Annotated in this window: 10 protein-coding genes; 9 read left to right on the forward strand and 1 reads right to left on the reverse strand. The window is 60.2% G+C overall.

Annotated elements, in window-relative coordinates; all coding sequences use genetic code 11:
- Positions 1-60 precede the first annotated feature (60 nt).
- From BLQ41_RS07710 to BLQ41_RS07720, 3 genes are read left to right on the forward strand one after another with little or no spacing between them, the layout of a single operon-like run.
- Positions 61-1080, forward strand: a complete 1020-nt coding sequence (locus BLQ41_RS07710; RefSeq protein ID WP_090179122.1) for an aminoglycoside phosphotransferase family protein — start codon at positions 61-63, stop codon at positions 1078-1080.
- Entirely contained in the window at positions 1077-1748 is a 672-nt protein-coding gene (gene murU / locus BLQ41_RS07715) for an N-acetylmuramate alpha-1-phosphate uridylyltransferase MurU (protein WP_090179125.1), read from the forward strand. Before BLQ41_RS07710 ends, murU begins: the two co-directional genes overlap by 4 nt.
- Before the next feature lies 1 nt (position 1749).
- Positions 1750-2517 (forward strand): TerB family tellurite resistance protein, encoded by a 768-nt coding sequence (locus tag BLQ41_RS07720; RefSeq protein WP_090179128.1) that lies wholly within the window; start codon positions 1750-1752, stop codon positions 2515-2517.
- Between the two features lie 138 nt (positions 2518-2655).
- Here BLQ41_RS07720 and BLQ41_RS07725 read toward each other — a convergent pair whose 3' ends face one another.
- Positions 2656-3648 carry an alpha/beta hydrolase family protein gene (locus BLQ41_RS07725; protein ID WP_090179130.1) on the reverse strand — a complete coding sequence of 331 codons (993 nt, stop codon included), beginning with the start codon at positions 3646-3648 and terminating at the stop codon, positions 2656-2658.
- A gap of 73 nt (positions 3649-3721) precedes the next feature.
- Here BLQ41_RS07725 and BLQ41_RS07730 point away from each other — a divergent pair, with 73 nt between their 5' ends.
- From BLQ41_RS07730 to BLQ41_RS07755, 6 genes are all read left to right on the forward strand, one after another.
- Positions 3722-6118, forward strand: coding sequence for a PAS domain-containing sensor histidine kinase (locus BLQ41_RS07730; RefSeq protein ID WP_090179133.1), 2397 nt, complete (start codon positions 3722-3724; stop codon positions 6116-6118).
- Positions 6119-6170: 52 nt separating this feature from the next.
- Positions 6171-6800, forward strand: coding sequence for a response regulator (locus tag BLQ41_RS07735; RefSeq protein WP_003210977.1), 630 nt, complete (start codon positions 6171-6173; stop codon positions 6798-6800).
- Positions 6801-7148: 348 nt separating this feature from the next.
- Positions 7149-8273 (forward strand): ABC transporter ATP-binding protein, encoded by a 1125-nt coding sequence (locus BLQ41_RS07740; RefSeq protein WP_090179135.1) that lies wholly within the window; start codon positions 7149-7151, stop codon positions 8271-8273.
- Positions 8274-8320: 47 nt separating this feature from the next.
- Positions 8321-9364 carry an ABC transporter substrate-binding protein gene (locus BLQ41_RS07745; RefSeq protein ID WP_090179138.1) on the forward strand — a complete coding sequence of 348 codons (1044 nt, stop codon included), beginning with the start codon at positions 8321-8323 and terminating at the stop codon, positions 9362-9364.
- Positions 9365-9562: 198 nt separating this feature from the next.
- On the forward strand, positions 9563-10810 hold the full coding sequence (locus BLQ41_RS07750; RefSeq protein WP_090179141.1) for an ABC transporter permease: 1248 nt from the start codon (positions 9563-9565) through the stop codon (positions 10808-10810).
- A gap of 12 nt (positions 10811-10822) precedes the next feature.
- Positions 10823-11647 carry an ABC transporter permease gene (locus BLQ41_RS07755; protein ID WP_090179144.1) on the forward strand — a complete coding sequence of 275 codons (825 nt, stop codon included), beginning with the start codon at positions 10823-10825 and terminating at the stop codon, positions 11645-11647.
- Positions 11648-11790: the final 143 nt, after the last annotated feature.

An 11790-nucleotide genomic window follows, 5' to 3' on the forward strand; every position in this document is an offset into this window, starting at 1 on the left:
AAGATGCTGGATAATAAAGCATGACCCGCTTGACGGCTAGCGCCGTCGGAGACCCTTGCAATGCCTGACCAAGATGTACGTTTGCAACACCTGAAAGTTTGGCTCGATGAGCAGTTGGCAGTCCTTTTTGCAGAACAGGATTGGGGCGCCGTACCCCCGGCCACGTTGACTGCGGCCAGTAGTGATGCGAGTTTTCGGCGCTATTTCCGCTGGGAAGGCGCAGGCAGAAGTTTCGTCGTGATGGACGCGCCACCGCCCCAGGAAAACTGCAAACCCTTCGTGGATATCGCTTTTTTGCTGGCGAAATCCGGAATAAATGTGCCGAAAATTTATGCCGAAGACCTCGAACGCGGTTTTCTTTTGCTCAATGACCTGGGCAACAAGACGTATTTGGACGTGATCGACAGCGAAAACGCCGACGATTTATTCAAGGACGCCCTGGATGCGTTGCTGGCTTTTCAGCAGTTGCCGATGGTTGCGCCGCTGCCGAGTTATGACGTGGCACTGTTGCGTCGCGAGCTGGAGTTGTTTCCCGAGTGGTACGTGAAACGCGAGCTGGGCATCGAGTTCGACGCGGCGCAACAAATGCTCTGGCAGAACGTCACCGATTTGTTGATCGACAGCGCCCTGGCTCAGCCAAAAGTGCTGGTGCACCGCGACTACATGCCGCGCAACCTGATGCTCAGCGAGCCGAACCCTGGCGTGCTGGATTTCCAGGATGCGGTCTATGGCCCGGTGACCTACGACGTGACCTGCCTGTTCAAGGATGCCTTTCTGAGCTGGCCTGAAGAACGTGTCCGCGGCTGGCTGGAAAACTACTGGCAGCAAGCGGGCGAGCTCGGTATTCCCGTGCAGCCCGACTTCGAAGACTTCCTGCGGGCCAGCGACCTGATGGGCGTGCAGCGGCACCTGAAAGTGATCGGCATTTTCGCGCGCATCTGCCATCGCGATGGCAAACCCCGCTACCTGGCTGATGTGCCACGCTTCTTTGCCTATATAGATGCGGTGATTGCCCGCCGCCCTGAGCTGGCTGAGCTGGATGTGTTGTTGCTGAGCCTGCGCGCTGGAGTCCCGGCATGAAGGCGATGATTCTGGCGGCAGGCAAAGGCGAGCGCATGCGCCCGTTGACCCTGTCCACGCCAAAGCCGCTGGTTCGTGCCGGCGGTGTGCCCCTGATCGAGTATCACTTGAAAGCCCTGGCGATCGCCGGGTTCACCGAGGTCGTGATCAATCACGCCTGGCTTGGACAACAACTCGAAAGCTACCTGGGTGACGGTTCGCAATACGGCATGCGTATTCAGTACTCCCGAGAAGGTGAGCCGCTGGAAACCGGCGGCGGGATTTTCCGCGCGTTGCCATTATTGGGTGACGAGGCCTTTTTGGTGGTCAACGGTGACATCTGGACCGACTACGACTTCAGCGTGTTGCATCAACCCATTGCCGGGCTGGCCCACCTGGTGTTGGCGGATAACCCCCCCCATCATCCAGCCGGCGACTTCACACTGGTTGACGGGCAAGTGCACGACGCTCAACCGGGCGCCGCGACCCTGACCTACAGCGGCATTGCCGTACTGCATCCGCAGCTGTTCGACGGTTGCTCGGGCGGCGCCTTCAAACTCGCACCGCTGCTGCGCAAGGCCATGGCCGATGGGCAGGTCACGGGCGAACACCTGCGAGGGCATTGGGTGGATGTCGGCACGCACGAGCGTCTGGCTGAAGTTGAAGCCTTGATAGAAGCGAGACGCTGAGATGCTGTGGCCAGGGACTCTGATTGGAGCCGGAGCGGGCTTGGCCATAGCCAGTATTCCGGGGGCCATGCTCGGCGCTTTGTTGGGGCAGGCGCTGGATCGGCGCTTGCACTTGCAGAGCTGGGGGCATTTGCGTGAAAAGCTCGGCGGTCGTCCGATGCTGCGCAACGATGAGCTGTTATTCGTGTTGCTGGGGCGTTTGGCCAAGAGCGATGGGCGTGTGGTGGACGGCCACATCCAGCAGGCTCGTCAGGAAATGCGTTCGCTGGATATGACCGAATCGGCGCAGCGACGTGCCATTGCTGCGTTCAATCGTGGCAAGTCGGGCAATGACCGGTTACGCGGGTATCTGCGCCGCTTGAGTGCGCAGCCCCATGCGGCAGAAGGTGTATTGCGCGCCTGTTGGCGGATGGTCTGGGCCGATGGTCGTGCCGGTAGCCGCGAGCGCGAGCTGATTGCGCAGTGGGGCAAATGGCTAGGCTGGACAACCCATCAGGTGCAAGCACTGGCGGCCGACTATGAACAGCACAAACGACCGCAAGTCAGCGGCACCCTGACTTATCAGGATGCGTTGCGGCTATTGGGTGTGTCGGCGACCAGCGAGCCGGCGCAAATCAAACGTGCCTATCGTCGCCTGCTCAGTCGCCATCACCCGGACAAGATTGCCGGCAGCGGCGCCACGGCGTTGCAGGTGCGTGAAGCGACGGACAAGACACGTGAACTGCATAGCGCCTACACGTTGATTCGTCAGCGGCGGGATTTTCGGTAGCAGGGTAGAAATGTGTCGCCAGTGATACCGCCATCGCGGGCAAGCCCGCTCCCACAGGTTCTTTGTCGATAGCAAATATTGCGTGCGACTCAGATCCCGTGGGAGCGGGCTTGCCCGCGAATGGCGTGGTAGGGTCTATCAGTTCGCCGGTTTCTGCGGATTCAACCAGCCGCGCACTCGACGCACCAATTGCTCTTGCTCCGCCGCGGCATTGCCGGGCAATGCCTTGAGCGATACCTGGCTGAACGCCGAAGTCTTCAAACGCTTGCTGGCCTGCATCCGCTCCAGCGCCGCGTTGCGGTCCAGTGGTTTGTCCATATAGAAAATGTCTGCCGTCGGCAGCTTCAGCGTCGGCGTCAATTCAACCAACTCGGGTTTCGCCGCCACTGGCGTCTGCACCGCGACCATCACGAATTTTTCCACTTGCGCTGGTTGCTTCTCGCTCAGATATCGCGCGGCCCAGTAAGCGCCGGTGCCATGACCCAACACCACAATGCGCCGGGCACTTTGTTGCTCGGCATAGGCAATGGCGGCATCGATACGGGCGAAGATGCGTTCTGCGTCAGCCTTGGCTTGCTCCTCGGTGGTTTCGGCAATGGCCTTGTCAGCCACCTCCGCTTCGCCGCCGGCAGCTTGCTCGATGGGGGCCGCCGTGGTCGAGTCCTTGCTGCCGGTTTGCGGCGCCTTGAGCGTTGGCGGCATTTCCACGACGCGTGGCGCAATGGCATCGCTTTGCAGGTCCGGCAGGGTGATACTCAGGCTGCTCCACTGGGCGTCAGGTAATTTGCGCCGCAATGGAGCGATTACTTGCGGCCAGTCAACGGTTTCGCCAGCGCCCGGGATGATAATCACCGCACCTTTGGGCTCGGCGGTATTGGCCGGTTTCCACAGCGCGAGGAAAGTGTCGGCACCGGCTTGCAGTTGTTGCTGTTCCTGAGCAGGGATTTTTCGTTCGAGTGCTGTTGCTTCTTCCTGACTACGCTCAAGCAGCGGCTGGCGTTCGAGCGGTTTTTCTCCTGCGGGTTTTTCCGCCGCAGCAGGCGTCGGATCGGCCGCTTCGACGGAAAAGGCACAAGGCAGGATCAGCGACAGGCACAATGCTGGCAGTGCCAGGCGGTAGACAGGGGGCATCGGATATTCCAGGCCAGAAGTTATTCCGGCAGCCTAAAGGGTTGGTCAGTATTTGTCAGTGTGTGGGACTTCAATGATGCGTTTTCGCTGCCTGTGGGTTATCGGCTGTTTGTGGTTTCCCTTGATCAGTTGGGCTGCCTCCGCGCCAGCGGCGCACGTCGCGCCCTTGTCGGCCCGGCAACAACAGTGGCTGGCAGAGCATGGCGAATTACGCGTCGGGCTGGTGTTGCAGGCGCCTTATGCGCAATACGATCGCCGTTTGCAGCGATTGTCCGGGGTTAACGTCGAGTTGATGAAATGGCTGGCCAAGGCCCTCAAGGTCGAACTGAGCTGGCGCAATTTTCCCGACCTTGAACAATTGGAGGCCGCCGCGCGCGAGGGTGAAATCGACATCGCCCCAGGCCTGACCCAAACCCCGGCCAGCCTGAGGCTCTGGCAATTCACCGATCCCTACATGCGCGTACCGCAACTGGTGGTCAGTGACCAGAAAAGCGCCGGCGTGGTGGAGTTGGAGAAACTCGACAGCCAAATCCGCGTTGCCGTGCGCATGCCAAGCCTCACGGCAGATTATCTGCGCAGCAACTATCCGCATCTGAACCTGCAAGGCGTACCGATCGAGCGCCAGGCGTTGCAGTTGTTACTGAGTCAGCAGGCCGGTTACGCGATCGTCGATGAGGCGCAGTTGGGGCGTTTGTCCGTTGAGCCCGAGTTCGCCGGGCTGGTCGTGGTGGGGGACATCGGTTTGCCGCAATTGCTGCGCGTAGCCACGCGCCGGGACTTGCCGGAGTTGGCCGGCATCGTCGAAAGCGCGCTGCGGGCGATTCCGGCCAAAGACCTGGAGCAACTGCATAATCAATGGCTGCAACCCAAGTACCCGCGTCTGACCGAAACACCGGGATTCTGGCAAAACCTCTGCCTGCTGATGGCGGTGTTGATGCTGACGAGCATGGCCATTGTGATCTGGCAGCGTCGCCAGCAGCACAGCCTGGAGCAGCGCCTGTTGGCGGCGCGTGAAGACATTGCCCTGCGTGAAGCCAGCGAAGAGGCGTTGCGCCTGACGCAATTTTCCATCGATCAGAGCACCGTCGGCATCCTCTGGGTCAACTGGGACAGCCACGTGCGCTACGCCAACCGTGCCGCCGAAACCATGCTCGGTTACCCGGCGGGCGGGATCATTGATCGGCCGCTGATCGACTTCGAACCCGGTTTGCATATGGACCGTTGGCTGAACCTGTGGAAGCGTGCGCGGGCCAGCGAAGAAGGGCCGCAGAGCTTCGAAACCAACTGCGTTCGGGCCGATGGCAGCATCCTGCCGACCGATGTTTCGTTGAGTTTCCTGCGCTTTCGCGACGGCGAATACCTGGTGGTCTACCTCAATGACGTCACTGAACGACGTCGCGCCCTGGCCGCCTTGCAGGAAAGTGAGGCGCGGTTGCAGGGAATTGCCGCCAACGTTCCGGGACTGGTCTTTCGCCTTGAGCGGGCTCCGGTGACAGGGCAGATCGACTTTGCCTACATCAGTGAAGGCAGCGAGAGCCTGGTCGGCTATTCGCCGGCCACCCTGGCGCATCGCGACAAAGGCCTGCGCAGCCTGGTACATCCGGACGACAAGGCCAGCTATCACCAGACCCAGGATCATGCACTGGACACCGACAGTGACTGGTCATGGCAGGGACGAATTCTCACGCGCTCGGGCGAACAGCGTTGGGCCGAGATCAAGGCCATTACCCGCCGGTTTGAGGATGGCGCCTATGTCTGGGACGGGATTGTCTGGGACATCAGCGAGAGCAAGCGCATCGAACTGGAACTGGCCAGCTCCCGCGAGCAACTGCGGGAGTTGTCGGCTCACCTGGAGAGCGTGCGGGAAGAGGAAAAGGCCCGCATCGCAAGGGAAGTTCATGACGAATTGGGTCAGATGTTGACGGTGCTCAAACTGGAAACGTCCATGTGCGAACTGGCCTACGCCCAGCTCGACCCAGGCCTGCATGAACGATTGAACAGCATGAAACGCTTGATCGCTCAGCTGTTCCAGTTGGTGCGTGATGTGGCGACGGCGCTACGGCCACCGATTCTCGATGCCGGCATCGCCTCGGCCATTGAGTGGCAGGCCCGGCGATTCGAGGCGCGCACACAGATTCCGTGCCTGGTGCAGGTGCCGGAAAATCTGCCGGTGCTCAGTGATGCCAAGGCGATTGGCCTGTTCCGGATCCTTCAGGAAGCGCTGACCAATGTCATGCGCCATGCCCAGGCGCATACTGTTGAGCTGACACTGACCCTTGAAGGCGACGAGTTGTGCCTGACCGTCAGCGATGATGGCGTAGGATTTGTTCCGGCTACAGGCCGGCCAACGTCCTTTGGCGTAGTGGGCATGCGCGAACGGGTGTTGATCATGGGCGGGCAGTTGTCGCTTGAGAGTGAACCGGGGGAGGGCACGACGTTGAGCGTGCGTGTTCCGGTGGATAACACCTGATGGTTTTGTGTTGATTGAGCTGGCGCGATAGGTCTTGAACCTGGAGAAGAACGTGATCCGTGTACTGGTAGCCGAAGACCACACCATCGTCCGTGAGGGCATCAAGCAGCTGATTGGCCTGGCCAAGGATTTGCTGGTGGTGGGGGAGGCGAGCAATGGTGAACAACTGCTCGAAACCTTGCGTCATGTGCCCTGCGAGGTGGTGTTGCTGGACATCTCGATGCCCGGGGTCAATGGCCTGGAGGCGATTCCACGGATTCGCGCGCTGAACAATCCCCCGGCGATCCTGGTGCTGTCGATGCACGATGAAGCGCAAATGGCCGCCCGGGCACTGAAGGTCGGCGCTGCGGGTTATGCGACCAAGGACAGCGATCCGGCATTGCTGCTGACCGCGATCCGCAAAGTCGCGGCGGGCGGGCGCTACATCGACCCGGACCTGGCTGACCGTATGGTCTTCGAAGTCGGCCTGACCGATTCGCGTCCGTTGCACTCCTTATTGTCGGAGCGCGAGTTTTCGGTGTTCGAGCGCCTGGCCCAGGGCGCCAACGTCAACGACATCGCCCAGCAACTGGCCTTGAGCAGCAAGACCATCAGCACCCACAAGGCGCGTCTGATGCAGAAGCTCAACATCACTTCCTTGGCGGAACTGGTGAAATACGCGATGGAACACAAACTCCTCTAGATTTGCACGCGCCCCAGGTAGGAGCTGTCGAGTGAAATGAGGCTGCGATCTTTTGCTTTCTAAAGATCAACATCAAAAGATCGCAGCCTCGTTTCACTCGACAGCTCCTACAGGCTTTTGGACGGGCATATCCATTTGCGACACCCCGCGACTCCGATCTTGCCTGTCCTTGCGGCTTGCAGCTGACCGCCTGCCGCGCGTTTGCCAAAACGCGCCATCCTTGTAGGGCAATCCCTACCCCCAACCTTCCATATGGCTGAGGCGATTCTCTCCTGCGCCCCGATTTGCGTGCTCCCCGGCGTCCACTAGGCTTAGTCCACAGCAGTCATCAATAACAAAGGTGTGGGTATGAGCCAGGTCGATTCAAGTACAGGGGCCAATGACATTCTGGTCAGCTTTCGTGGAGTGCAGAAGAGCTACGACGGCGAGAACCTGATCGTCAAAGACCTCAACCTGGATATTCGCAAAGGCGAATTCCTCACCTTGCTCGGGCCGTCCGGTTCCGGCAAGACCACCAGCCTGATGATGCTCGCCGGTTTTGAAACACCGACCGCCGGCGAAATCCTGCTGGCCGGACGCGCCATCAACAATGTGCCGCCGCACAAGCGCGATATCGGCATGGTGTTCCAGAACTACGCCTTGTTCCCGCACATGACGGTCGCCGAGAACCTGGCATTCCCGCTGACCGTGCGCGGCTTGAACAAGAGCGACGTCAGTGACCGGGTCAAGCGTGTCCTGAGCATGGTCCAGCTCGACACCTTCGCCCAGCGTTATCCGGCCCAACTGTCCGGCGGTCAGCAACAGCGTGTGGCCTTGGCCCGTGCGTTGGTGTTCGAACCGCAACTGGTGCTGATGGACGAACCGCTCGGCGCACTCGATAAACAACTGCGCGAACACATGCAGATGGAGATCAAGCACCTGCACCAGCGCCTCGGCGTGACCGTGGTCTACGTGACCCACGACCAGGGCGAAGCCTTGACCATGTCCGACCGTGTGGCGGTGTTCCATCAGGGCGAAATCCAGCAGATCGCTCCGCCGCGCACCCTCTATGAAGAGCCAAAGAACACCTTCGTCGCCAACTTCATCGGCGAGAACAACCGTCTCAACGGGCGCTTGCACAGCCAGACGGGCGACCGTTGCATCGTTGAACTCGGTCGCGGTGAAAAAGTTGAAGCGCTGGCGGTCAATGTCGGCAAGACCGGCGAGCCGGTCACGCTGTCGATCCGCCCGGAACGCGTGAGCCTCAACGGTTCGAGCGAGTCCTGCGTCAACCGCTTCTCCGGGCGGGTGGCGGAATTCATCTATCTGGGCGACCACGTCCGGGTTCGTCTGGAAGTCTGCGGCAAGACCGACTTCTTTGTGAAACAACCGATTGCCGAGCTCGATCCCGCGCTCGCCGTCGGCGACGTGGTACCGCTTGGCTGGCAGGTCGAACACGTTCGCGCGCTCGACCCACTTCTAGAGGCGCATTAATCGCCCCGGCTACACCAACACCAACCTGCACGTGGAGAGAACAATAAATGTTGAGATCCCTGAAATTAACCGCTTTGGTCATGGGCATGATCGGTGCGGCACACGCGATGGCGGCGGGCCCGGACCTGACCGTGGTGTCCTTTGGCGGGGCGAACAAGGCCGCGCAGGCCAAAGCGTTCTACGCACCGTGGGAAGCGGCAGGCAACGGCAAGATCGTGGCGGGCGAGTACAACGGTGAGATGGCCAAGGTCAAAGCCATGGTCGACACCAAGAGCGTGTCCTGGGACCTGGTAGAAGTTGAATCGCCAGAACTGTCCCGTGGTTGCGATGAAGACATGTTCGAGCAGCTGGATCCGAAGTTGTTCGGCAAATCCGAAGACTACGTCAAAGGCGCTATTCAGCCGTGCGGCGTGGGTTTCTTCGTGTGGTCGACCGTGTTGGCCTACAACGCCGACAAACTGGCATCGGCACCGACCAGCTGGGTGGATTTCTGGGATACCAAGAAATTCCCGGGTAAACGTGGCCTGCGCAAAGGCGCCAAATACACCCTGGAATTCGCTTTGATGGCCGACGGCGTTGCGCCCAAAGACGTCTACAAAGTGCTGGCTGGCAAAGACGGCCAGGACCGCGCGTTCAAGAAGCTCGATGAACTCAAGCCAAACATCCAGTGGTGGGAAGCCGGCGCACAGCCGCCGCAATACCTCGCTTCCGGTGACGTGGTCATGAGCTCGGCCTACAACGGCCGGATCGCTGCCGTGCAGAAAGAAAGCAACCTGAAAGTCGTGTGGAATGGCGGCATCTACGACTTCGACGCATGGGCAATCCCGAAAGGTCTGGACAAGGCACGCGCTGAAGCGGCGAAGAAATTCATCGCCTTCTCGGTGATGCCGCAGCAGCAGAAGACCTACTCGGAAAACATCGCCTACGGCCCGGCCAACACCCAAGCCGTACCGTTGCTGGCCAAGGATGTCCTGAAAGACATGCCAACCACCCCGGAAAACATCGCCAACCAGGTGCAGATCGACGTCAGCTTCTGGGCTGATAACGGCGAGCAACTGGAGCAGCGCTTCAATTCCTGGGCTGCCAAGTAAGCACGTCACACAGGACGACGGTTCACCGGATGATCGTTCCCACGCTGTGCGTGGGAATGCCGCCCGGGACGCTCCGCGTCCCTGTGACGCAGAGCGTCACTGGATGCGTCCCCACGCAGAGCGTGGGAACGATCAGTACCAAAAGTTCGAGGCGGCGTTTGCCGCCTCTGTAACGATCAAAGATTTCCGGAGTACGCCATGGCCACCGCCATTCCCCTGAACGCGGGCACTGACCCCACCTTGAAGCAGCGGCTCAAGCACGCCGAGCGGATCAACCGCTGGAAGGCACAGGCCTTGATTGCGCCCTTGGTGCTGTTTCTGTTGCTGGTGTTCCTGGTGCCCATCGTGGCGCTGCTCTACAAAAGCGTTGGTAACCCGGAAGTGGTCGGCGGCATGCCGCGCACCGTGGCGGCCATCGCCAGCTGGGACGGCCGTGGCCTGCCCGCTGAACCGGTTTACAAAGCGGCCAGCGAAGACCTCGCCGAAGCCCGCAAGAATCAGACCCTGGGCGATCTGTCCAAACGCTTGAACATGGAGTTGGCCGGCTACCGCAGCCTGCTGACCAAAACCGCACGTGCCTTGCCGTTCGCCACTGAGCCGGCCTCTTATAAAGAAGCGCTCGAAGGTCTCGACGAGCGCTGGGGTGACCCGGCCTATTGGCAAGCGGTGCGTCGCAACACCAGCAGCATCACGCCGTACTACTTGCTGGCGGCGGTCGATCACCGCATCGACGACCTCGGCGAACTCGCCCCGGCCACGCCGGACCAAGCGATCTACCTCGATATCTTCGCCCGCACCTTCTGGATGGGCCTGGTCATCACCGTGATCTGCCTGTTACTGGCCTATCCGCTGGCCTACCTGCTGGCGAACTTGCCATCGCGTCAAAGCAACCTGCTGATGATTCTGGTGCTGCTGCCGTTCTGGACCTCGATCCTGGTGCGGGTGGCCGCGTGGATCGTGTTACTGCAATCGGGAGGCTTGATCAACAGCGGCCTGATGGCGATGGGCATCATCGATAAGCCGCTGGAGTTGGTGTTCAACCGCACCGGGGTCTACATCTCCATGGTGCACATCCTGCTGCCGTTCATGATTCTGCCGATCTACAGCGTGATGAAAGGCATCTCGCCGACCTACATGCGCGCCGCGATTTCCCTCGGTTGCCACCCGTTCGCGAGCTTCTGGCGGGTTTACTTCCCGCAGACCTATGCCGGTGTCGGCGCCGGTTGCCTGTTGGTGTTCATCCTCGCGATTGGTTACTACATCACCCCAGCGTTGCTGGGCAGCCCGAACGATCAGATGGTCAGTTACTTCGTCGCTTTCTACACCAACACCAGTATCAACTGGGGCATGGCGACCGCACTCGGTGGGCTGCTGCTGTTGGCGACTGTGGTGCTTTATCTGATTTACAGCTGGCTGGTGGGCGCCAGTCGCCTGCGCCTGAGCTAAGGGGAGAATGAAATGCTGAGTCCTTATATGTCGCCCATTGAACGGGTGTGGTTCTACAGCTTGCGGATTCTCTGCGGCCTGGTTCTGCTGTTCCTGATTCTGCCGGTGTTGGTGATCATTCCGCTGTCGTTCAACTCCGGCAGCTTCCTGGTGTACCCGCTGCAAGGTTTTTCGCTGCACTGGTATCAGGACTTCTTCGCTTCGGCTGAATGGATGCGTTCGCTGAAGAACAGCATCATCGTTGCCCCGGCCGCGACAGTGCTGGCGATGGTCTTCGGTACGCTGGCGGCGATCGGCCTGACCCGCGGCGACTTCCCCGGCAAGGCGCTGGTCATGGCGCTGGTGATTTCGCCGATGGTGGTGCCGGTGGTGATCATCGGTGTGGCGAGTTATCTGTTTTTTGCCCCGCTGGGGTTGGGTAACAGCTTCTTCTCGCTGATCGTGGTGCATGCGGTGCTGGGTGTGCCGTTCGTGATCATCACCGTGTCGGCCACGTTGCAGGGCTTTAACCAGAACCTGGTGCGCGCCGCTGCCAGCCTCGGTGCTTCGCCCCTGACGGCGTTCCGCCGGGTGACGTTGCCGCTGATTGCGCCGGGTGTGATCTCGGGTGCGCTGTTTGCCTTCGCAACGTCGTTCGATGAAGTGGTGGTGACGCTGTTCCTCGCAGGTCCCGAACAAGCGACCTTGCCTCGGCAGATGTTCAGCGGCATCCGTGAAAACCTCAGCCCGACTATCGCCGCCGCTGCAACGCTGTTGATCGCTTTCTCGGTGATCTTGCTGCTGACCCTGGAATGGCTGCGTGGCCGCAGCGAGAAACTGCGCACCGCCCAGGTCTGACCCAGTCCCTGTAGGAGCTGTCGAGTGAAACGAGGCTGCGATCTTTTGACTTTGATTTTTAAAAAACAAAATCAAAAGATCGCAGCCTCGTTTCACTCGACAGCTCCTACAGGTCGTTGCTCATTCATGACCTGAATAACAGA

Source organism: Pseudomonas arsenicoxydans (assembly GCF_900103875.1).
GTDB classification, from domain to species: domain Bacteria; phylum Pseudomonadota; class Gammaproteobacteria; order Pseudomonadales; family Pseudomonadaceae; genus Aquipseudomonas; species Aquipseudomonas arsenicoxydans.